At 49.5% G+C, this 23,693-nt stretch carries 20 protein-coding genes; 11 read left to right on the top strand and 9 right to left on the bottom strand.

The annotated features are described in order from the left end of the window. Positions 1–4 precede the first annotated feature (4 nt). From B0475_RS10910 to B0475_RS10925, 4 genes are all read right to left on the bottom strand, one after another. A complete protein-coding gene (locus tag B0475_RS10910; protein WP_077411891.1) occupies positions 5–1,534 on the bottom strand; it encodes a HEAT repeat domain-containing protein in 1,530 nt (509 codons plus the stop codon). 10 nt (positions 1,535–1,544) lie between these two features. Further along, on the bottom strand, positions 1,545–2,273 hold the full coding sequence (locus tag B0475_RS10915; protein ID WP_077411892.1) for a hypothetical protein: 729 nt from the start codon (positions 2,271–2,273) through the stop codon (positions 1,545–1,547). Beyond that, the gene (locus B0475_RS10920) at positions 2,270–2,821 is read right to left on the bottom strand and encodes an RNA polymerase sigma factor (RefSeq protein ID WP_077411893.1); all 552 of its coding nucleotides are present in this window, start codon (positions 2,819–2,821) and stop codon (positions 2,270–2,272) included. The genes B0475_RS10915 and B0475_RS10920 overlap by 4 nt, the downstream gene beginning before the upstream one ends. A gap of 65 nt (positions 2,822–2,886) precedes the next feature. Then, positions 2,887–3,489 carry a LysE family translocator gene (locus B0475_RS10925; protein WP_077411894.1) on the bottom strand — a complete coding sequence of 201 codons (603 nt, stop codon included), beginning with the start codon at positions 3,487–3,489 and terminating at the stop codon, positions 2,887–2,889. A gap of 149 nt (positions 3,490–3,638) precedes the next feature. Between B0475_RS10925 and B0475_RS10930 the strand changes: the two genes are divergently transcribed. Together B0475_RS10930 and B0475_RS10935 are read left to right on the top strand one after the other, a co-directional pair. Further along, complete coding sequence (locus B0475_RS10930; RefSeq protein WP_077411895.1) at positions 3,639–4,244, top strand: DUF4166 domain-containing protein; 606 nt, start codon at positions 3,639–3,641, stop codon at positions 4,242–4,244. Beyond that, positions 4,228–5,358 carry a saccharopine dehydrogenase NADP-binding domain-containing protein gene (locus tag B0475_RS10935; protein ID WP_077411896.1) on the top strand — a complete coding sequence of 377 codons (1,131 nt, stop codon included), beginning with the start codon at positions 4,228–4,230 and terminating at the stop codon, positions 5,356–5,358. The genes B0475_RS10930 and B0475_RS10935 overlap by 17 nt, the downstream gene beginning before the upstream one ends. On the opposite strand, the gene B0475_RS17670 is transcribed toward B0475_RS10935, so the two are convergent. Together B0475_RS17670 and B0475_RS10940 are read right to left on the bottom strand one after the other, a co-directional pair. Further along, complete coding sequence (locus B0475_RS17670; protein WP_157892877.1) at positions 5,359–5,520, bottom strand: hypothetical protein; 162 nt, start codon at positions 5,518–5,520, stop codon at positions 5,359–5,361. It lies immediately after the preceding gene. 156 nt (positions 5,521–5,676) lie between these two features. Beyond that, positions 5,677–5,859: a hypothetical protein gene (locus B0475_RS10940; protein ID WP_077411897.1), complete on the bottom strand. Its 183-nt coding sequence runs from the start codon at positions 5,857–5,859 to the stop codon at positions 5,677–5,679. Positions 5,860–6,105: 246 nt separating this feature from the next. On the opposite strand from B0475_RS10940, the gene B0475_RS10945 reads away from it, so the two are divergent. From B0475_RS10945 to B0475_RS10970, 6 genes are all read left to right on the top strand, one after another. Continuing rightward, positions 6,106–7,008, top strand: a complete 903-nt coding sequence (locus B0475_RS10945) for a recombination-associated protein RdgC (protein WP_077411898.1) — start codon at positions 6,106–6,108, stop codon at positions 7,006–7,008. Next, positions 7,005–7,655: an HD domain-containing protein gene (locus tag B0475_RS10950; protein WP_077411899.1), complete on the top strand. Its 651-nt coding sequence runs from the start codon at positions 7,005–7,007 to the stop codon at positions 7,653–7,655. The genes B0475_RS10945 and B0475_RS10950 overlap by 4 nt, the downstream gene beginning before the upstream one ends. A 2-nt stretch (positions 7,656–7,657) precedes the next feature. After that, positions 7,658–9,649 carry a transglycosylase SLT domain-containing protein gene (locus B0475_RS10955; RefSeq protein ID WP_077411900.1) on the top strand — a complete coding sequence of 664 codons (1,992 nt, stop codon included), beginning with the start codon at positions 7,658–7,660 and terminating at the stop codon, positions 9,647–9,649. Beyond that, positions 9,646–10,893, top strand: a complete 1,248-nt coding sequence (locus tag B0475_RS10960; RefSeq protein WP_077411901.1) for a multifunctional CCA addition/repair protein — start codon at positions 9,646–9,648, stop codon at positions 10,891–10,893. Before B0475_RS10955 ends, B0475_RS10960 begins: the two co-directional genes overlap by 4 nt. Next, a complete protein-coding gene (locus tag B0475_RS10965; protein WP_077411902.1) occupies positions 10,890–13,415 on the top strand; it encodes a M14 family zinc carboxypeptidase in 2,526 nt (841 codons plus the stop codon). The genes B0475_RS10960 and B0475_RS10965 overlap by 4 nt, the downstream gene beginning before the upstream one ends. A gap of 359 nt (positions 13,416–13,774) precedes the next feature. Further along, positions 13,775–18,298, top strand: coding sequence for a glycosyltransferase (locus B0475_RS10970; protein ID WP_077411903.1), 4,524 nt, complete (start codon positions 13,775–13,777; stop codon positions 18,296–18,298). A 7-nt stretch (positions 18,299–18,305) separates the two neighbouring features. Here B0475_RS10970 and B0475_RS10975 read toward each other — a convergent pair whose 3' ends face one another. The 3 genes from B0475_RS10975 to ggt all read right to left on the bottom strand — a co-directional run bounded on the left by B0475_RS10975 (position 18,306) and on the right by ggt (position 21,708). After that, the gene (locus B0475_RS10975) at positions 18,306–19,154 is read right to left on the bottom strand and encodes a class I SAM-dependent methyltransferase (RefSeq protein WP_077411904.1); all 849 of its coding nucleotides are present in this window, start codon (positions 19,152–19,154) and stop codon (positions 18,306–18,308) included. Between the two features lie 16 nt (positions 19,155–19,170). After that, on the bottom strand, positions 19,171–19,815 hold the full coding sequence (locus tag B0475_RS10980; protein ID WP_077411905.1) for a DUF11 domain-containing protein: 645 nt from the start codon (positions 19,813–19,815) through the stop codon (positions 19,171–19,173). 198 nt (positions 19,816–20,013) lie between these two features. After that, positions 20,014–21,708: a gamma-glutamyltransferase gene (ggt, locus tag B0475_RS10990; RefSeq protein WP_077411907.1), complete on the bottom strand. Its 1,695-nt coding sequence runs from the start codon at positions 21,706–21,708 to the stop codon at positions 20,014–20,016. Positions 21,709–21,773: 65 nt separating this feature from the next. Here ggt and B0475_RS10995 point away from each other — a divergent pair, with 65 nt between their 5' ends. Genes B0475_RS10995 through B0475_RS11005 form a run of 3 tightly spaced genes read left to right on the top strand, consistent with a single transcriptional unit; the run spans position 21,774 to position 23,691 of the window. Beyond that, positions 21,774–22,316, top strand: coding sequence for a hypothetical protein (locus B0475_RS10995; RefSeq protein ID WP_077411908.1), 543 nt, complete (start codon positions 21,774–21,776; stop codon positions 22,314–22,316). Further along, on the top strand, positions 22,306–22,899 hold the full coding sequence (locus B0475_RS11000) for a hypothetical protein (RefSeq protein ID WP_157892878.1): 594 nt from the start codon (positions 22,306–22,308) through the stop codon (positions 22,897–22,899). Before B0475_RS10995 ends, B0475_RS11000 begins: the two co-directional genes overlap by 11 nt. A 12-nt stretch (positions 22,900–22,911) precedes the next feature. Then, a complete protein-coding gene (locus B0475_RS11005) occupies positions 22,912–23,691 on the top strand; it encodes a helix-turn-helix domain-containing protein (RefSeq protein ID WP_077411910.1) in 780 nt (259 codons plus the stop codon). Positions 23,692–23,693 lie beyond the last annotated feature (2 nt).

Below are 23,693 nucleotides of genomic sequence, written 5' to 3' on the forward strand. Positions count from 1 at the left end.
GGTATTAAGGGTTTTCGATGGCGTCCAGTAGCGCATCGGCATCGGTGACAGAGATCATCTGGATGATTTGTTTTTTGACCTCATGGTCGGTCTCTGCTTTCAAAAGTTTGACCATGGCATCGACATTGTCCTGCATCATCAGCGCATTGAGTACCGCTTGCTTCACAGTGTGATCACCTGCTTTGAAACGATCCAGCAAAAAGTCAATGTTCAAGGCCTCAGAGGACAAGCCTAAAGCTTCATAAAATGCCGCTTCCTCAGCAACCTGCGGGTCATCCTGATACAAGTCCATCAGCGCATCTGTGGCATCCATGATGCCAAATTGCCTGATGATCGCAGCTTTGGTTTGTTGGTCGGTTTCTTTGGCATAAACAGTGCGCAGGGCATCCACGGCATCCATCACCATCAAGGTGCTGACCAGGGCTTGTCTGCGCTCGGCAGCGGACTCCTGTTCTATCAGACTGACAATGGTTTGCGGATCCGCATCGGTGGCCAGTAACACCTGGGCAATGACATCTTTTTCTTCATTGTCAACGGCTTTCTGATACAAGTCCGTTAGGTATGTGCCCAACCCTTCATCATCAACCATGATCAAAGCATGGATGGCCTGTTGGCGAATTTCAGGATTGGTTTCCGCATCAATCACTGCATATAAATAGGAGGCATCTCCGGACAAACCCAAAGCTTCAAGGATCGCTCGCTTTTGATCTCCTTTGGCCTGTGGATAGATGTTTTTAAGGGCCGCGGCCTCACCTTTGATACCCAGCATTTGTATCAGATACATTTTCAAATCGGGGTGTTGCTCTTTGTTCAGCAGCTGGATCAGCTGAGTGCTGTCATCATGATGAATAAAGCCCTGGATGATCGCTGATTTGAGCTCAATATCCGAACTCTTCTCATAAAGCCTGAGCAGTTTGTCACGGCTGTTTTTGCTGTCTCGCAAACTCAGCATCTGAATAGCCTGGTGTTGCAAACCAGGATCTTTTTCAGCTTCAATGAACCGATACAGATAATCAGCCACCACTTCCTGATCACTCAGACCCAATAGTTGGATGGCGTTCATCTTCACCCGTTCCGACTGACTTTTTTCCAACATCTCATACACCTTTGGCAAGGCTTTTTGCGGGTCATTGAACATGATTTGCTGCAAGGTGAACAATTTAAGTTCTTCGTCCATTGCTTCCTGATGGGTGATGACTTCATCTCCATCACCGTGTTCAAACAACAGCACCCTGGCATCATCAGCCCATTGACTGTCCTGATGTTGACGGATCAGTTTTTCTAACAAACGTTTGGCCTGCACCCGCTGTCTGAGTTGATAATGACTGTAGGCCTGCCAATACATCGATGCAGCTGTTAAGCGTTCTGCTTTGGCCGCCACCTTGAATGCTTCTATCGCAGCCGCCCATTCTTTGCTTTGCATGGTGGTGTGCCCATGGTCATAGGCTTCTTTGGGGTCATCTGTGAACAATTCGGCCTGACTCAGGCCAAACAAGCTCAGCATGACGATCAACATGGGTAGTTTGGTTTTCATGGTTGTGCTCCTAAATAATTTCATCGTGGTTTGCCAATTGCTGTTTCATCGCCTTGATCCTGAACATCAGTTGCCTGTCGTTCTGATCACTGACCCAATTGGCCTCGGGTTGCTGAGTTTGCGCCGGTGCACCGTTGGCGTACTCCAATAACACAGGTTCTAATTCCTGTAACAATTGTTGGGTAAACTGGCCGTCGTTGCCGGCCAGTGCTTGTTTGAAGATTCGGTTCGAAGTCAACAAACGTTGAGCGGTAGAGCTGGCATTGGCCAACCCATTACCGTTGCTGACCTGGGTGAGGAAGATTTCACTCTGGGTCAGGTGTAATTGGATATTTTGCGCCAGTAACTGCTGTTGCAAAGCATCTCCTGAAGACAGATCTGATTGTTGTCTGCCGGCAATATATGCCACCAGCACCAGACCCACTACCATGGCCATACCAGCCAGAGAATACTGAGGCTGTACCAAACCATTCATCAGTCTCTGCCAGAAATGAGCGGGGGATTTGGCATTGCCCGGGGTTTCAGGTAACCGATCGGCGATCTGATTCCATAATTGCTGACCATAATCTTCAGGCAGCTGATGTTGCTGATCCTGGGCTTGTTCAATGACCGTCATGTCTGCCTCCAGTTGATCCAACTGCCGGCAACTGTCCGGTGATTTCAGACAGGCATCAATGTCCGCTTTATCAGCTTCATCGAAATAAATCATCAACAGTTTTTCATCTTCGATGGGATTCATGCAATCACCTCAGTGTTCAGTTGTTTACGCAGTTTTTTAACAGCGCGAAAAAGGGTTTGTTTACAGGCATTTTTTTTGATGTTTAACACCTGGGCTGTTTCCTCAATGGAGTAGCCCTGGTGGTGTTTCATGGTCACTGCGATGCGTTCTACATCACTCAATGCAGACATCGCCTGCTGTAAACGTTGTTGCAGGTCAAGTTGGTCATCGCTGGCAATGCGGTGATCGGTGATGTCATGTCGTTGCTCAGCATCATCCAGAGAAGTGGCCAGGTGGCGATTGGCCTTGCGTAAATGATCAATCGCACTGTTGGTGGTGATGCGCATCAACCACGTTGAAAATTTTGCCTTTGGCTGGTAACGGTTAATGGCCTGGAAGGCCTTGATGAATGTTTCCTGAGCAATGTCTTCAGCCTGTGAACTGTCGGTCGTGTATCGATAAGCCAGGCGGTTCACCGCCTGTGCATAATGCAGCACAATCAGGCGAAAGGCTTGTTTGTCACCCCCTTTGGCTTGTTGTACGGTTCGCTCATCGATTTCATTCATCATGTCAGCTTAAACGCAGTCCGGTCTGGTTTGGTTATTAAAAAATGAAATAATTTTGATCGAGCCAATCAACCGTTCATCAGCACCACCCACCAGACTGTGATCAGCATGGCCAGAGCAAACCCCGCTCTGATCAGGCTGGCCGGCAGCGGTTTCAACATCAGTGGCCGCAGGAACTGACCAAAGACCAACCACAACAAATCAATCAGTACCACCAACAGCCAGCACACCAGACCAGTCATGATGTATGCTTTGGCAGGGGTGGAATAGGGCAACAAAAATTCAACATAAATCACCAGCAGCGCGGCATAAGCTTTGGGATTGATGACATTCAAAACGAAACCATCAACAAATCCAGGGGCTGCAGCGGCCACACCCGGCTCTGTAACCGGTCTGACCATGGCGATTTTCCAGGCCAACCAAGTGATATAAACCACACCCGCCCACTTCATCCAAACTTGACTCATTGGATAAGCACTGAACAACCAACTGATGCCCCAGGCTTGTAGCAACAACACCAGGGCGAATCCAGCGATCAGGCCGGCGACGAACCTCAGGCCCTGAAAAAAACCAAACACCGCTCCAGTGGCTGCCACCGCCATAGGTGCAGGTCCCGGTGATCCCAGCAATAAAAAAGCAAAAATAACAAGGTTAATCCAGGCGTCAAGCATGCCAATAAAACGGTCTGTGTGGAGGGACTGTAGTATAATATAAAGTTGCGCAGGTACAGCACGATGACGGGGGTTTTGTTACACCAGACAAATCCTGCAATGAGTTGCCATTACCGCTGCCTGAGCCCCACCTATACGGAACATTACGGATGCAACACCAGAACACCATCAAATGGCAATTGGGCAAAAACTGGCATCAATTACACCCCAATGTCCAGCGACGCTTTAATCGCTTACCCACTGAACAACAGCCCATTATTTATGATGGCGTAATGGATGAAGTCTATTGCTCAGGAGCAGGCTGGTTATTTGCCGTCCTGACCAAGGTGATCGGCAACCCCCTGAGTCCTCACCGTGGTCAGCACATCCCCATGGAAGTGCGGCTCACCACCCGCCCTGGTCAATCCGGCGTTTACTGGCAACGGACATATTTTTTCCCTGACAAAAAACCTTTTCAGGTCACTTCCATTAAAAAGGACGATGCCGGTCGCATGATGGAAATGGTTGGTGGAGGGTTTGGCATGTTTCTCGATGTCAGTGCTGAAGACGGTGAATTACATTTTCGCAGCAGCCGTTATTTCTGGAAATTCAATCGCTGGTACCTGCCCTTGCCACACTGGCTGAGCCCGGGAGCAACTCATGTCATTCATCAGGACCTGGGCAATGGAGATTTTCGTTTCACCATAAGCATGGATCACCGTTGGCTGAAACGAACTTTTTATCAAACCGGTGTTTTCCATGAACGACCGAACTGACCACCAACGGATCCTGATCCTGGGAGGCTACGGCACCTTTGGTCAACGCATCACCAGAGCCCTGGCCAAACAGGGTTACGAGGTGTTGGTCAATGGCCGGCATCAGGCGTCCGCTCAAAAACTGATCCAACGACTCAGAATTGAACACCCTGGCGTCCGGCTGAGCGCGGCTTGTTTTGATATTCATCAGCATCTGGAAGCACAGCTGAAACGCCTCAACCCCTGGCTGGTGATCCACACCAGCGGACCATTTCAAACCCAACATGCCGACATTGCCGAAATGATTTTATCTGCCGGGTGTCACTACATTGACCTGGCTGACAGCCGTCAATACGTCAAACAAATGAACAACCTTGATGGCCTGGCCAAACAACAACAGGTCACTGCCATCACCGGAGCAAGTACTGTGCCCGCGCTGTCCTCTGCGGTTTTGGCCTGGTTACAGAAGAACCATCAGATCAGCCATTTCAAACACATTCAAATGGGCATCACACCTGGCCAGAAAACGCCCAGGGGCCTGGCCACCACCCGAGCGGTGTTGTCTTATCTTGGTAAACCCCTTGAGCCCTGGACTGGCAGCTTGCGCCAACGCCATGGCTGGATGGATACATATCTGCAAAACTACCCCCACATCGGACGACGGCTCATGGCAAACTGCGAAGCCCCGGACCTGGACCTGTTGGCCGATCATTTCTCCCTGGATGAATTACAATTTTCCGCCGGAATGGGTAGCAAAGTATTGCACTTGTTAATGTGGCTGACCGCTGGTTTGGTCCGCACAGGGCTGCCACTGAAACTCGAACGCCGGGCGGCTTTTCTGCTGAAGATCAGTCACTGGTTTGATGTTTTGGGCACTGAAGACGGCGGCATGCATGTCAACATCTCAGCCCTGGATGCGGATGGCAAGGAAATTAAATTACAATGGTTTTTAGAAGCCTTTGCTGGTTGCGGCCCGCAGATTCCAGCGGTTCCAGCCATTTTATTGACAGAAAAAATACATCATCAGGCATTGAACAGTGGAGTTCACCCCTGTGTCAATCTGCTGACCCTGGATGAATACCTGAACGGATTGTCAGGACTGAACATCAGTACCCGTGTTCAGGTCATTGAATGATCATTTCTTGCGCCGGTCTGATTCTTGTCTGCGGTCAGATTTCACATCGTCCCTGCTGACTGTACGTCGATCTGACTGATCTCCCCGTCGGTCATTTCTGCGCCGCTCAATGGGTTCATACCGATAAGTTTTTTTCTTGGTATTCTGGGGTGCGTCTAACATGGTTTGGCCCTTTTTCTCTTTATTAATATCTCACACATGTGTTCATGAACTGCTTCTAAAAACACAGGAACACAAGATGAAAATACCACAATTGTTCATAAATAGCAGTATTTTCAGTGAGTTTCGTTTACCAGAGATAATTGCCGGCAGACCGTATTAATCGCGTTCATCCCAGGCATCTGCGCCTTTGCGACGATCCTTTCCGGATCTGCGGTTTTCTTTTTCTGGTTCCCAGCGCACATCTCCCCTGCGATCATTTTCAACGCTTCGCCTTTGCCTTTTACGCCGCTCTACCCGCTCGACTGGTTTCTTTTTTTTCTTTTTAAAAAATCCAAACATGACTCAATTCTCAATTTTTCGAACATTTACTGAATCCAACAGTAAACCATCAGTAAAGTAAAAATAGCACAAAAAGTACACCCTGTCAGTAACAAAATCAAGCAACCTCGCTGAGTCATGTGCTGCAGTTGGATGTCAACTCACAGCCACCTTGACTTTTCTGAATGTGACGACACAAATCTGCAGATTAGATATCCATGAACGGGGTTTTTCATTAGAATAGTCGGTTTTAATTCAGGATGAAGTATGTGGTTTAAAAATGCCCGTTTGTTTCAACTCAATGAGCCTTTCACCATGGACGCTGAAGCGTTTTCCGAGGTGCTCCATAATGACCGGTTGAAAAGCTGTGCTCCCATGGAAGCGGTTTCCAAGGGTTGGGTATCACCGTTTGGACAGGACAGCGAATTATTTGTACTCAAAAGTGGCGATGCCATGCTGTTTAGCCTGGGTGTAGAAGAAAAAGTGTTACCTGCTGCGGTGGTTAATCATCAGTTAAACCAACAGCTGAACAACATCAAAACCGAAACCGGACAAAAACCGGGGCGCAAACAACAAACTGACATGAAGCAGCAATTGATGCTGGAAATGTTGCCGCAGGCATTTGTCAAACCCAAAGTTGTGCATGCATATCTCGATTTGAAACTCAACCTACTGGTTGTAGACAGTGCCAGTCAGAATGCCGCTGAAGACCTGGTTTCACAACTCAGACAAACCCTGGGCTCATTCAAGGCCTCAGCATTTGGGCCTTCTTCTGCGATGGCTCAGGTGTTGACACAATGGGTGTTGCAGGCCCAATGTGACGCCGGCTTTCAACTGGACCGTGAAATCGTTCTGGAAACCCTGGATGACAATAAGGGGGTGGTTCGGGGCCGTAACATTGAACACCTTGATGACCAGATGAAACAACACATCGACAATGGCTATCTGGTCACTCAACTCGGTCTGGAGTATCAACAGCGCATTGAGTTGGTTTTGGCCCACGACATGGGCATCAAGAAAATCAAATTCACAGACATCGTACTTGATCAGCTGGACGAAACCACCATTGAATCAGAATGGCAAATGCTGGACAGCCGGTTCACCCTGTTCAGCTTGGAACTGAGGGCCATGCTGAAAAGCCTGTTCGGTGTTTTTGGTGATCAGGGATGAACATCGCACTCCCCGATGACTTACAACGATGGCACGCCATATTTGAAAAAGCGGTCAGCCAGATAGAAGCCGTCGATCCAGGACATGACATCAACCACATCAAACGGGTGGTAAACAGCGCAGTACAGTTTGCCAATCAGGAAGGGGCCAATATGCAGGTGGTTTTGCCAGCCGCCTGGCTACACGATTGCGTACAGGTCAGCAAAGCTTCTCGGTTGCGATCCCAGGCGTCACAACTGGCTGCCGGTAAAGCCACCGAACTGTTATCAGAATGGGGATATCAAGCCGATTTACTGCCAGCCATTGCCCATGCCATTGAAGCACACAGCTATTCTGCCAACATTCCCTGTCAAACCCTGGAAGCTCAGATCGTACAGGATGCAGACCGGATGGATGCCTTGGGTGCCATTGGCATCGCCCGGACTTTATTGGTGGGTGCCAGTTTTGGAAATCCTTTAACGTTTCATGAAGACCCGTTTTGTTATCATAGAACACCTGATGACAAAGCGGCCATCATTGATCACTTTTATACCAAATTATTGAAACTCAAGGACAGCTTTCACACCAGAGCTGCTTTGCAGGAAGCCAGCAAACGTCATCAGTTTATGCAACAATATTTATCTCAACTGGAAGACGAACTGACCTGACCATGACACAAACCCACTTCACACATATACGCTGGCAATTGACCCTACTGGTGGTTTTGGGTTTGATGATGCTGAGTCTGGCGGCCACTGCGAGTGTTCAGCAACAAAGACAGCTGTTCGGCAAACTGTACAGCCAGGCCTTGGCCGGCAACACCCAACAGGTACAACAGGACCGCAGTGCTTTGAAAGGTTATGCGTTGTCTCATTATCTTGATTACGCATTGTTGCGCAGCCAAATGAATCAATTGCCAGAACAAGGAGTGGCTGATTTCAAAAAGCAACACCCCGACAGTCCGTTGAACCGCAAGCTGAAAAGTCACCTGCTCAATGCCATGGGTCAGCAAAGTGCCTGGACTGCTTACCTCAGACACCACCATGGGCTGGATTCAGGTAAGAAACAGTGCTGGTACTTGCGCGCCCGCATTGAAACCGGCCAGACCAGTGGCCTGGGCCCACTCATACAACACATGTGGCTCAACGGCTTATCGGCACCAGATGCCTGTGATGACGTATTTAACTGGTGGCACAAGCAAGGTCAGCTGACCACAGAAATGGTCATCAAGCGGATCAAACTGGCATTTGAAAGCCACAATGCTTCACTGATTCATCATTTAAAAACCCGGCTGAAATCAACCCCGGTTTGGGTTAAACAAGCCATTGAACTGATTGAACAACCCGAACAGGCTCTGCGACAATCGGTCAACTGGGCACCCAACCCCGAATTACCCTGGATGATTCACAAGTCAAGTCAATGGCTGGCCAAAAAACAACCTGCTACTTTGCATAAATTCTGGGATCAGATCAAAACGGCCCACCAACTGAACACCACTCAAGTACTCCAGGTTGAACGCACCATGGCGCTGTTTGCTGCCACAGATTATGAGCCCTTTTCGATTGATGCCATGAAACAATTGCCTGATGACCTCAGGGATGATCAAATCAAAGCCTGGATGGTCAGGTATCATCTGTATCATGAAGATTGGCCGGCCGTTCTTGATGCCCTGTTGCACATGCCAAAGCGCCAGCTTGACCAGGCCCGCTGGCAATACTGGCTGGGTCGCGCCCAGGCCAAAACAGGACAGGTAAATACCGCCAAAAACACCTTCAGCAAACTCAGCAGACAAACCAATTACTATGGTTTTCTGGCTGCCGATCACATGCGTTTACCTTATCAGCTTTGTCAGCAGTCGATTCCAGTCAACAACCCGAACTACACTCCTTCGCCCGGTATCGTTCGAGCCATCGAGCTGCACCATGTGGGTCTGTTGTCCATGGCCAGAAGTGAATGGAATCTTGCTTACCGAGGTCTGGGCAAAGCTGACAAACAGGCTTTGGCACACGTGGTCACCCAGGAAGGCTGGTACGCCAAGTCTATTGCCATCATGGCTGACCTGGGTGCCTGGGACAATTATCAGCTGCGCTATCCGATTGCCCATGAAACCCTGATAAAACAACACGCCAATGGCACCGCTCCATTGCCACAGTGGGTGATGGCCATCATCAAACAGGAAAGTGCCTGGACCAAAGATGCGGTGTCCCATGCCAATGCCCATGGATTGATGCAGTTATTGCCATCAACCGCCAAACAATTGGGGCAACAGCTGGGCATACAGATTCAACAAAACAACCAACTGCATCAACCACCTCTTAATATTCAGCTGGGCGTACAGTATCAAAAAAACCTGTTTAAACAGTTCAATCATCCATTGCTGGTGGCTGCTGCCTATAATGCCGGTGAGCGCAAGTCGAAAGATTGGAGCCTGGATTTCCCCCATGCCCCAGACATCTGGTTGGAAACCATTCCCTACAGAGAAACCCGTGGGTACATCACCAAAATCCTGTCCAATGTCACGATCTACGACTGGTTGATACATGCCCAACCCAAACGCATGAGCTACTGGATGCCCACTTTACCAATCAATCAAAGCAACAGCCGGGCCTGGCCAAACCCCGTCATCAGCCAACAAAAAGCGCCGATACAGTGTGCTCCATGAGCCTGGATGAACATGACATTTATCTGGTGGGCGGAGCCGTCAGGGATCAATTACTGGGCCTGCCCGTCAAAGACCGGGATTATGTGGTGGTCGGGGCCACTCCAGAGGAAATGGCAGAGGCTGGTTTCCTGCCAGTAGGTAAGGATTTTCCGGTGTTTTTACACCCTGAAAGCAAAGATGAATACGCCCTGGCAAGAACCGAACGCAAAACCGCCAAAGGCTATCATGGCTTTGCCTTTAACACCTCTGCCGAGGTTACCCTGGAAGATGACCTGGCACGTCGTGATTTGACCATCAACGCGATGGCCATGACCGCAGATGGGCAACTGGTTGATCCCTACGGTGGACAGCAGGACATTGAAAATAAACAACTCAGACACGTTTCACCAGCATTCGCCGAGGACCCGGTAAGGGTTTTGCGGGTGGCACGGTTCATGAGTCGCCTCGCACACCTTGGATTTTCGGTGCACCCTGACACCCTGCAACTGATGCGACAACTGGTCAATGACGGTGAAATCGAAGCACTGGTTGCAGAACGCGTCTGGCAGGAAATCAAAAGCAGTCTGAATCAGGAAACCCCTTCGGCATTTTTTGAAACCCTGCGCGCCTGCGGTGCCCTTCGCATCATCCTCCCTGAGATTGATTGCCTGTACGGTATTCCGCAAACCAAAATGTGGCACCCTGAAGTGGACACCGGTATTCATGCCATGCTGGCCATTGATCAGGCCAAAAACCTGGATAATGATGTGGCTTTTGCAGTGATGGTCCATGATTTGGGCAAAGGCATCACCCCGCAAGAGGTGTTACCCAGTCATCGTGGTCATGAAGCCGCAGGCGTCCCACTGGTGAAGGCAGTCTGCCGGCGCTTCAAAGTGCCGAATCATTATAAAAAGCTTGCTGTGCTGGTGTGCCGATGGCATTTGCTGGCCCACACTGTGATGGAACTCAAACCAGAAACCGTCGAAAAATTATTTGCCAGACTTGATGGTTACCGTCAACCCAAACTGGTAGAAAAGTTTATTCAGGCCTGTCAGGCTGATGCCACCGGCCGCTGGGGCGAAGCATTCAAACGCTACCCTCAGGCCAACTACCTTCGCAACTTATTCAAAGCTGCCCGCAATGTAGATAAACAACCGTTATTTGCAGCTGGCCTGCAAGGCCGCGAGTTGGGCGATGCGATTAGACAATTGCGGGTCACTGCCATACAATCTAAGAAACAACAACTCATCACATCCACATCATGAAAAGACTCACTACCTTATTCGGCGTTATGTTATTCTGCGCCCCGGCTTTCGCGGAACCCCTTGATTATTACCTGCCCAAAGGCGGCATGTACGATGCCAGCATTCCTTCACCGGAAACTGTGCTGGGACAACCTTTGGGTGAACGCCACCTGCGTCATGACCAGATCATTTCTTATTTGAGCATCCTGGCCTCATCAAGACCGGAAGCCAGGCTGATTGATTATGGCCGCACCAATGAAGGTCGCCGGTTGGTTTTGCTGGCCATCAGTAATGCCAGCAATATAGAACAGCTTGAAGCCACCAAATCCAACCCCAATGTGCTGAAAATCTGGAATGGTTTCAGTGTTCATGGCAATGAATCCAGTGGCTCCAATGCGGCTGTATTGTACGCCTGGTACCTGCTGGCCACCAACAACCCAACCATCAAAGCTGCCCTTAAGGACACAGTGGTGCTGATTGATCCAAGCTTTAATCCGGATGGCCTGTCGCGGTTCACCACTTATGTGAACAACCACCGGTCACTGACCACTGTCAGTGATCCCAATGACATGTCACACAATGAGATCTGGCCCGGGGGACGCACCAACCACTATTGGTTTGACCTCAACCGTGACTGGTTGCTGTTGACCCAAACCGAATCCAAAGCCCGCATCAAACAGTTTCAGCAATGGCAACCACACATCCTCACCGATCATCATGAAATGGGATCAGCTGCCAGTTTTTTCTTTCAGCCCGGCGTACCAAGTCGCACCAATCCACTGATCAGTGACACCAATGTAAAACTGACCGAAGAACTGGCCACTTACCACGCCAAAGCACTCGATCAGGTGGCTCAGCCATACTACAGCAAAGAAAGCTTTGATGACTTTTATCCCGGCAAAGGCTCCACTTATCCAGACCTGCAAGGCAGCGTGGGCATCCTCTTTGAACAAGCCCGTGCCATGGGTGGCGTGATTGATACCCGCAATGGTCAACGGAGCCTGGCTGCCGGCATCCGCAACCAATTTCTGACCGCCATATCGACTTTGCAAGGTGGTCACGAAAACCGCCAGGGATTCATTGAATACAAAAAGAACTTTTTCAAAAATGCCATTGAACAAGCTGCTAAATTGTCGGTCAATGGCTATTTGCTGGATGTCTCTGATAACCTCAGCCGGGGAGTCATGCTGCAACAATTCCTGACCAGCCACGGCATCAGGTTTTCCACATTGGCCGATGACAAGTCCATTAATGGTCATGACTACCCGGCCGGCCAATCGATCTATATCAGCCTTAATCAGCCTCAAACCACATTGATTCAATCACTGTTCAGTACCGGCACCAGTTTCAATGACAACACCTTCTACGATGTCTCAGCCTGGCACCTGGGGATGGCCTGGGGGCTGCCCTGGAGCGAGGTTAAAAACAACCTCAGAACAAACCAACAACCCATCGTTGATAAACCACAGAACACCTATCAAAAAAATGCGGTGGCTTATGTTTTCGACTGGCACAGCGGGCAAGCTCCTGCGGCGTTACAATACCTCAGCCAGCAATCAACCGAAGTGATGATCAGCGGCAAACCCCTAAACATAGACGGCCATCAATTACCAGCCGGCAGCTTTGTGCTTCCGGTGAATGCCGAAACCAATGAAGATCAGTTATTTGCCACCCTGAGCACCATCAGCGATGCGTTTAAGGTCAAATGGTATCCACTGACTACAGCCCTGGCTGACAGTGGTGTCGACCTGGGCTCTCCGGTGGTACAAAAACTGAAAAAACCTAAAGTCATGATGCTGGTTGGCGATGGCGTTGATGCCTATCAGGCGGGTTCTTTATGGCATCTTTTTGATACCAGGGTATACCTGCCGCTCACCAAAGTCAGACTGTCTGATTTGTCTTCTGTCAAACTCCACCAATACACACACATCATCATGCCTGATGGCAACTATCAACAACGTGTGAATGAAAAAATGAATGAAAAGCTGATTCAATGGATGCGTCAGGGCGGTCATTTAATCGCCATACAAAGGGCAGCCAACTGGGCAGACAAGAACCTGAAAAAACCAATCAAAGAGAAACAGGAACAAGCTTCAGAACAAGGTAAAAAAGAAGCCGTCACGGATCAACAGGAAGACCAACCTGGCTGGAAGGCCTATGCCGATTATGACCAGGATGCTGCTGAAAAAGTATTGGGTGGTGCCATTGTTGAGGCCCGGGCAGACCTGAGTCACCCGCTGTCCTTCGGCACACATTTACCTACCCAGTATGCACTGATGAAAGGTCGCGCGGTCTTGCAGCCCACCGACAACCTGTATGACACTCCTTTGCAGGTGACCGACCAGGTACGTGCCGCCGGTTTTGTTTCTGATCACTGGCATAAGAAACTGCAATCCGCTCCATTGGTTATCGCTGAACGGAACGGCGAAGGCTCACTGATTAAATTTGGCTTTAACCCAAATTTTCGCGCTTTTTGGCACGGCACCCAAAGGTGGATCATCAATGCCATTTTTATGGCTGATCTGATCAGACGCACCAATTGATAACATGGCCGACAGTCTCATCAAGCCAAACCCCAAGATGAGGATCAAGACATTGCGGATGAATAAATAAAAAAAATCCCACGCCCAAAGGGTGTGGGATTAAGAGGTATAAACCGAATGTTTGAGAAATCGGTTTTAGGGCACATTTGTTATGTTAAACAATAACATACGCCTTCTTCTTAATGCAAGAAATAAACTAAGTTTTTTTAGTTTTATTTTAAGAAAACTCTTTATGTTATTGATATATATGGATTATTAGTGTTTTGCAAGCACAATGCCCGCTGATGCGACTTGCTGTCCGGTCATTCAGCACCTGATCACCCATATGAAAGGACTTTATTTGGCCAACCCAATGAACCATGAACTCAATTCAAAACCAACTGAAAAAAACCCTCAGGCAGAGTCAATTCAACACCAGTAACGGCCAATACGTCGTTGCTCAGGTCACCATTGTGGTACCGGTGTATAATGGCTTTGATGCATTGAAACAATGCTGTCTTGCATTATTGGAAAACACCCCACATGTGCACCCTGTGTGCTTTCTGAATGATGCCAGTACCGATGAACGGGTGAAACCTTACCTCGATCAACTGACCGACAAGTGGCCTCACCTGACCGTGATACACCGCCCGCAGAACCAGGGTTATCTGCACAACATCAATCAGCACATGAATGACTCACCTGGGAATCTACTGCTGCTCAATGCCGACACCCGGGTGACATCGGGATGGTTGGACGAACTGCTGGAAATAGCCAGTGACTCCAGGGTGGGCGCGGTCTGCCCTTTGTCTGACAACGCCACGTTGCTTTCCTTGCAAAACCACCATCCCAAAATGGACTTATCGGTTTTCTCGGGCCGATGGTACCCATTACCCACCGCTGTGGGGTTTTGCCTGCTGCTCAAACAACAGGTACTGGAGGAGTTGGGTGGATTTGACCCCTATTACCACCCTGGTTATGGTGAAGAATGTGATTACAGTATGCGGATTCGTCAACTCGGGCTCCAGGTGGCCAGCGCACCTGCTGCCTTTGTGTATCATCAGGGTTCAGCCAGTTTTTCCTGTCAGGCATCCACACTGCAGTCCAGACATCAACTGCTGCTGGACTTGAGGTGGCCTGATTACCAGGCTGAAGTGGCCCGTTTCATGGCTTTTAACCCGGCCAGTCTGATTGATGCCTATCTACACAATCATCGTCACCCAGGTAAGCACCTGCTGCACGTGGTACACGGTTTGGAAAACAAAGGCGGGGTAGAACAATTCACCCGCCAGTTGTTACTCAGAATGGATGACAGCTTGATACACTCCGTACTGGTGCCCTACCAGTTGAGCGACGCTCTGCAACAACAATTTGCCCAAAAGCGGATTCATGTCATTGTCCACCCCATGCCGAAAAGCCTGGCCAATCATGTGGTTTTTAATTTTCCGGCTGATCCCTGGCATGACTTGCACGACCAACGGTTCGTCCAACTGATAGCCGCGGGTGGTTATGCCGGTGTTCACTTTCATTCTTTGGTTGGTGTGGGCACCATGTTGTGGCCTCTGCTGTGCCATCAGCTCGATATCCCCTATTGGTTTTTCTTTCATGACCACACCGGCCTGTGCCAGATTTTCAGTCTCAGTAACACCGTTGATGGACAGGAAGTCTATTGTGGAAAAACACATTGGCAACCCGATGTTTTGGACTGTAAACGATGCATCAGGCAAAAAACCCAGAAAGCCGCTCTCGACACAGAAGACTTTATGGCCCTCAGAGAACGGCTTTACCAACGAATTGTTGAGGGTGCCAAAAAGCTGTATTTTCCCAGTGTATACCTGCTGAACAGCTATCTGAAAAAATACCCAGCCATCAAAAACCGGTCACAAGTGCTGGATCCTTGTTTCTACCCCAACCATTCACAGCCACTCAGAGCAATCACTCAACACCCGGTGAAGCTGGCTTTTTTGGGCCAGTTTGGCTCTTTAAAAGGTGCCGGGACATTCCTGCAGCTGTGCCAATTGATGGGTTCAAGGGACTTCGAATGGCATGTCATTGGAGGCATTGATCCGAGGTATAAACAAGCCTTGAAAACTTTGAACATTCGATGTCATGGCTCCTATGAGACCTCTCAATTGGGTGAATTGCTGAGCTCCATTGATCTGGTGATTTTCACCGGCCAGATCCCTGAAACTTATGGCATCACACTCACTGAAGCCATGTTGCATGGTACACCGGTCATCGCCCCGGATGTGGGGGCTTTGGGGCAGCGAGTCAATCCGGGCGTGCACGGCCTGTTGTATCCGCCTGGTGATCTGCATGCCCTGCAAAACACCATCGGCAAATGGGTCAACGAAAACCTCCCAGATCATGCTGACCGAACCATTGAGTACCGGGACAGCCAACCAGACAAGGTGGCAGTGATCACCGCCAATTACCATAAACACACCCCTGATAAAACCACCCACAATGGTCAAACACTCTCCGCAACAGACCGTGGCTATTGCCTGAAGCCACCGGCCAACAGCGCGTATCAACAGATGTCTGAGTGGTTGAATGCACCACGTACACTGGAAGCCGCTGCCGATTGGCAGGATGCCCCAGAGGGTTTACGCTGCCTGATCCTTGGCTCTGACTCAACAGCCCGTCAACAGACCAGACAATGGTTATCCAATCAACTCAAATCACCTGAATTCATCCAACCCGCTCACGTGGATTCGCTGGACGCACAATCCCCTGTCCTGGTCATTGAAAGTGGTCACAAAACCAATGAGAATTTGGGCAACTGGGTCAGTTGTTTTGCCCGACAATCCAGCCTGTTAAGTACTGCAGATTTTGCCCTGTTCGATCAACAAGAACAGTTCTACGCTCCACAGTTTGCCGGTTTATATTCATGGCAAAATCACCTGACCAGATACGAGGCCATTGGCTGTATACTGGCACGGGGCAGCGCTCTGAAGACCTGCCTCAGCCAATCACCCAAACAGACTGACTGGAGTGTGGCAGACTGTCTGCGATTGACTCATCAGCAACAGCCCGGTCGCATCAGTCACTTTCCATATTACAGTTATGCCATGCCAGACACCTGGTGGGTTAACAACTGGAAAACCCGATCAGCACAGGAATCTAACCAGTCTGTAAGCTTGTCTCATTGGCGCAAAGTCTATCTACAAAGAAAACTGAAATTACGGGTGGTCACTGAGTGCCATCGTGATCCTCAGCAAACCAAGCTGTGGCTTGATCACCTGCGACAACAAACCCTGCTGGCGCAACCGTGGTGCGAGCTCATCAGTTTGAACGCCCTTGCGGAAAATCCGTACAACCCGGCAGCAGAAGACTCCGGTTATACCCACGTGATGTACCTCAGAGACAACGTCCGTTGCCGGCACCCGGATTGTCTTGAAAAATTGTTGATCAGTTTGCTTAATACCGAACTGGATGTGGTGTCAATGGCATTGGCCAAAGACCGTCATGGTGACTACCTGATTGCCAACAAGCAAGGTGGCGCACCTTATTTTGTCAGTCCCGGACAAATCAGAGACCGGCGTTTTGACAAGCCATTTCAAGCCTGGGAACACGAACTGATAGATGATGATTGTGTGGTGTATAAGCTGCAAGCCTGGCAGCAAATCAGGCCCCTATTGAACAGCAAAGAAATGCACTACAACGCATTGCGCTGCTCATTGGCTTTGCAGCAAGGGCAAATGAAGGCAGGCGTTATTGAAATCAAAGGACTTTACAAACAGGGCACTCCCGCACTGGATTTATCAGCCCCCATCAGTTCATTGGGCCAACAAAGACAAACTTTGACTGAGCTGAACCAACACCGTCTGCCACTCAGCCATTATCCTGCCGCATTCAGTACCCGTCGACTGGCTGAACCTGATCATCTGATCACCTCATTCAAAACACCAAAAAACCTGCCCAGGGTAGTGGCTTTTGCCCATGACCACTGGGCCAGCGGTTTTTACCGGGTCACCGCTCCACTGACTGCATTGGCTGCCGCCAACCACATCAGTGTGCACTTTCTGCCGATTGCCAGTCAGCAACATCTGCCCACCCCTTATGAATTACACCGGTTACAGCCTGACGTTCTGTATATTCAGCACTATTATTCTGATGCCCGGCTGGCCGCACTGAAACAATTCAAAAAGCAACTGAACATCAGGGTGGTACTGGACATCGATGACTTAATGACCGACATACCCGATTACAACCCCTTTGCCGAACAATCACCGGATGACATGGCTGAACGCCTGAGACAGGCCTTTTCTCTGGCTGACTTGGTGGTGACAAGCACCCGGTTTCTGGCCAATGAATATGCCCATTTACATCACGACATCAGGGTCATTGCCAATCGCTTGTCAAAAAACATCTGGCCCATGGGCCCAAAATACAGCCATAACCCGAAACCCCGTATTGGGTGGGCTGGTGCCGGTCAACATGAGGCTGACCTGCAGTGGCTGGTGCCTGTAATTGAACAAACCAGGGATGTTTGTCAGTGGGTGTTTTTTGGTGACCAGCCAAAGGGACTGACTGATACTGACATTGAATTTCATCCTCCTGTGCCTTTGGCCGAATACCCTGAACAACTACAACAATTACAACTGGACATGGCCATTGCTCCATTGGTTGACAACCCCTTTAACCAGGCCAAGAGTCAGTTGAAACTGATTGAATACGGCGCCCTGGGTTTACCTGTTGTGGCTTCAGATCTGGTCGCTTATCAACATTCTCCTGCTGTCTGCCTACCCAATGAACCGACACTCTGGAGCAAACAAATCGTTGAGTGGGCAAATCACCAGGAAGCCCGCCAGAAGGCTGGTATGAACATGAAAACATGGGTGGATGAACACTTCTGGCTGGAAGACCACTTGACCGAATGGCTGGCTGCTCTTGGTTTTTAAGGTTTTATTACAGACCCAGACGGGCTTGTAACTGATGAATCAACAGGGTTTGTTTTTTGAGCTGCAACTCCAGCGCAGCGACCCGTTGATCTGTGGCTATCAGGGTTTTGATCTGCTGTTCATAATGATTGAACAAGTGATTATCAGCCTCATTAAACACGCTGTTTGGAGTTGATTGTTCAAAGGCCCGCAGTGATTCAGCAGCATCGCTGGCCACGGCGATCAGGTAAGTCGGAGCCCCTGTTTGGCTGATCAGTGACTGTTCATGACCTTGCGCAGCATGGATCAATTGAGCATCTGTGGTCTCGTCATCCAAACGCATCAATGTCGAATTGGTGGTCAGTTGCTGCCCATAAAAAAGGCTGTGTGCGAAATGTTGTTGAATGAAATTTTTGAATTCTTTCGCTTCCAGCTCCCTCACATGGAACTCATTATGTGCCTCGTGTCCTGAATAAACTGCTTTGTCAGGTGTGGACATCACCAGCACGCCATCTGTTTTTAACAGGCGCTTGAATTCAACCAACAGGTTTTCATGGTCAGTCAGGTGTTCCAGGGTTTCAAATGACACCAGAACATCCATTGATGCTGATGACAAACCTGTGTTGAGGATATCCCCCGCGATAAGTCTCAGGTTTGCTCTGCCGTGGTATTTGGCCCGGGCTTGCGCCACCACAGCCGCGTCCATATCCATCCCGGTGACCTCGCTGGCCACCGCCGCCATCAAAGCGCTGCCATAGCCCTCCCCACAAGCCAGATCTGCCACCACTTTGTCTTTGATGAATTGGCACACCCAATGATAGCGATGCCAGTGCTCGTACCAGGCATGGTATGGGTTGGTGGCATCATAACGTTCCACAGTTGGGAAGGATCAATCAGAACCCGCCGCTGGGGGGACGGTCAAAGCCATCGGCAAAAATCAGGTTTGGCAAGTCACCAAAGGCTTCCACATCAGTAGAATCAAAGCCTGCGGTGCTCGGATCATCGGACAGAAAGAAGCTACCTGAAGGACCATAAATCTCGGCCTGATTAGAGATGATGTTCAGGCCCGGATCCAATTCCGTGACAGTCACATCAAATTCAACAAAGGCAAACCACTCTGGAGCAATGCTGCCCAGGTTGACGTACACAAAGTCCTGGCTGTCACCTGCCATGTTGCCATTGATCACAAGTCCCTGGGTCACACCAACTGTACCGAGGTTTAATTCCAGCTCAGAGGGCAATACATCCAGCACGAACATGCCGGATACACTGGAGGTCTCGTTGTTGATGACTTCGACAGTGTAATGCAATTCATCACCCAGGGTGATGTCGCCACTGTTGTCATTGTCGGCCGAGAGAAACACCGATTTATTTGCCGTGATATCGACAAATCCTGAACCTCGAAAATGGCTGTCATTGGCATAGACCCATTCAGCACTGTTCTGCATAATGGGCGCCGGGCTGTTGTCGTCGGCCTGGGTTTGTCCCGCTGGGATGGTCAATGTCATTGCACTGACCGTTGTAATGATTTTTTTCATATCAATCAATCCTTTTGTTGATGAACACCTGCATCAGAACAATGCCCGTTTGGGCTCCGGTCTGATGCCTTGGTTGTGTCATTATAACCAAGTTCTGAAAAATTGACCACGATTTTGTACCTGATTGAGCACCACAACCATTCAAGCCTGGCTGAATGACTGAGGTTTTAAGGGGTATTGGACTGAAAAACAGCGGATTCAATAGCCTGCGGCCTGACCATCCTTGCGGGATTCTGATGCCCCCCAATAAACCCCGTTGGGGGCTTTCATGATGGCCTGATACCCGCCATAAGGTCCATTGGCAAATTGTATCTTGTGCCCCATCCGCATCAGTGACCTGATCGTTTCATAAGGAAAGCCGGTTTCCAGATTAAGGATTCCGCCATCGGTCATTATTTCATCGGTTGGCTCCGATGAACCAGTGTGGTGGATGCGGGGTGCATCACCAGCAGCCTGTACATCCATACCAAAATCAACCATATTGATGACAATCTGAGCATGACCCTGTGGTTGCATGGCACCACCCATCAAACCAAAACTCATGAATGGCTCGCCTTGTTTGGTTATGAACGCAGGAATGATGGTGTGAAACGGCCTCTTGCCACCTTCAAACACATTGAAATGACCCGCTTCCAGGGAGAACATTTCACCGCGGTCCTGCAGGATAAAACCCAACCCTGGCGGCGTCATACCAGAGCCCATGCCGCGGTAATTACTTTGAATCAATGAGACCATGTTGCCGGCCGCATCTGCGGTGGTCAGGTAAATGGTGTCACCATGACTGAGTGCCGGATTCCCGGCCGGATAGTGTTTGCCGGCTTTCTTCAGATCAATCAACTTAGCCCGTGACCTGGCATAAGGTTTGGCTATCAGATCAGCAACGGGAATGTCGTTGAATGCCGGATCTGCATAGTATTTAGCACGGTCTTCGAATACCAGCTTTTTGGCTTCAGTGAACAGGTGGACATATTCGGCAGAGTCGTGTTGCATGCCGCTCAGGTCAAACTGTTCCATGATGTTGAGTATCTGCAGCGCAGCGATGCCCTGGCCATTGGGAGGTAACTCCCAAACATCATAGCCACGGTAATTGGTGCTCACCGGCTCCACCCACTCACCACGATGGGTGGCAAGGTCTTCATAACTCAAAAAACCACCATTGGCCTGCATATATTCTGCAATGGTGCGGGCCATTTTCCCGGTATAAAATGCATCTCTGCCACCTTTTACCAACTTTTTCAGGGTCTTCGCAAGATGGGGGTTTCTCCATATCTCACCCTCTTTTGGGGCCTGTCCATTGAGGGTAAATTGCTCAGTAAATCCAGGCCATTGGCTGAGAATAGGTACTGACCGGTTCCAGTAATAAGCAATCAATTGGGATACAGGGAAGCCTTGTTCAGCATAGTCAATGGTTGGCTGCAGCACAGCTTTCATTGGTAGCTGGCCAAACCGGTCATGCAACATGAACCAACCATCAACCGTACCAGGTACCGATACCGGTAAGGGACCATGGGAAGGGATTTTTTCGTATCCATTATCCAGGAACCACTGCCTGCTCAGGGATTTGGGCGATCGGCCTGAGCCATTCAGGCCATACAGCTTTTGGCTCCTGGCATCCCAGACAATGGCAAATAGATCACCGCCTATACCATTTCCGGTGGGCTCCACAAGTCCGAGCATGGCATTGGCGGCAATCGCCGCATCCACGGCGTTGCCCCCTTTTTTCATCACATCCAGGGCCACTTGGGTGGCCAAAGGCTGTGAGGTGGCGGCCATGGCCTGAGTGGCCAAAACCGGTGAACGGGTAGCAAAATCGCGACCAGTGACCCGATCAGCGGCCAGCGCCGTACAAGTCATCATCAATAAAAACAAGATTTGTGAGGTATTTTTAATCATTTCGTTAACTTTTGTGTTGCTGGTTCGTAATGATTATAATCGATCTTTTTTAGGCGGACGTGAATATGGCGGAGCAAAATTACAGCAAGAACGGCTTACTGGACTTTCTCAAAGAGGCTGCTGTAACCGGCATCATGAACCCAGGGGTGGCCCGCAGCCGAAAAACCGCCGCAGAAAAACTGTTGGATCACGTCACTGCTGAAGAACGCATCAACCTGCGGATGCTGGATGTTGATGAATTGTGCTCACGCATACACAAAATGGAAGACAGTTCAATTCGCGAAGAAGCCATGAATCTTTACAACTCACGGCTCAAATCTGCCCTTGCTGACTACTTTGACTGGCTGAATAACCCCGAAGCTTTCACCTCAACAGGTTCCAATATGGCTCCTGTCAAACAAGTTCAAAAAAGAGATTTGGAAGAACAAAAAGCCCTTGAATCGATTGCCCTGCACCATGCCGGTACTCAGGACGACATCATTCCGATTCCATTGCGTGAAGACTTGATTGTCTATCTGCAAGGCTTGCCGTTGAACCTGACTGGTGCTGAGGCCAAAAAAATTGTCAAAGTGGTCAAAGCCTATGTTCAGGGAGCCGATGATGAATAAATACCTGATGTATGCACCAATGGCTGTCTTCGGACTGGCCGCTTTTTTCTTGTTTCAGTATTTCATGGCGCAAAACACCGAATTTGCTTTTCGTGACAATTTGGTACCGGAGCTGATTGGGTTTTGTCTGGAGGGATTTTTCTGGATTGGGCTGTTATCTTATTTTCAAAAAAGCCGTGAAATGCAGCGCAAGAATGAGTTGTGGTTGTCCTTACGGGGTTCTTTGCGCAGCTTTTTATCTTATCTGGATATTGGCTTTCTCGACAAACACGCCGAACCGATGCCTTCAGTGGCCTTAGAAAAAGACCCCCATGTTATTCGCCGTTTCATTGAGCAGGTAGAATCACAGCAACTGGATTTGGAGAGCATGGTTTGTCTGAAACAAACCTGTATTCACTCACTGGCGCTGGTCAGGGATTTGGTCCCGGTGGCTGCTCAGCTGAGTGCCGGCCACATGCGCTGGTGGATTGCCATCACCGATTCCATGCGTCAACTGGCCGACGCGAATAACCGCGAAAACATTGAAAAAAGCACCCTGTTACTGCTCAGAAATATCGAGGAATTTGATGCTTTGGAGTATTGATCAAAATCGCCCATGAAGCACAACGGTTCAGCCACTTATCAGCGTTTTCCTATGCTCGATGGGCTCACCGCATTGCAGGCTGAACAGTACCAGAACAGTTTTGCACCTCACAGTCATGAAACATTTCAGATCACTTTGAATGAGTCGGGACTGTTTAAAAACCAAATCAATGGCCATTGTCTGTGCGCTTGGCCGGATGCCCTGATCATTACCCACCCCGATGAGATCCATACCACCATTTGTGATCAGCCAATGGGTCACAGTTTTTTCACCCTGTATGTCTCTCCTGATTTATTCAGTCACCGCAACAACGGAATCGCCCCACGCTTTGCCCATGTGCTGCACAACACCGGGGCAAGCTCACTCTTGCAAGAAATCAAACATCACAGTCAAACAGGCCGCTCCATCAGCGCTCACCAAATCATTAAGCTGCTGGATCAATTACTCACCGAACAGCTGCATGAACCTGTCCGGGTAGCTGATCACTCCTGGCTAACGGACCACTTGCAAGAAACCATTGATCAGCCATTCAAGCTTGCAGAAACCGCCAGACAAACCGGGATCAGTTCCTTTAAACTGATTCGCTTGTGTAAAGCAGAAACCGGCATGACACCATTGCAGTTTGTCATCAATCAGCGCATCCTCAGCAGCCAGCAATTGTTGCGTCAGGGTGTTCCAATCACTGACGTGGCCCTGCAATGCGGCTTTTACGATGCCGCTCATTTTCACCGCCATTTTAAAAAACTCACCGGTCTCACTCCGGCCAGCTTCCGCAAACCCTGGCTCAGCTGAAC

The organism is Marinicella sediminis, from assembly GCF_002000055.1.
GTDB classification, from domain to species: Bacteria; Pseudomonadota; Gammaproteobacteria; order Xanthomonadales; family Marinicellaceae; genus Marinicella; species Marinicella sediminis.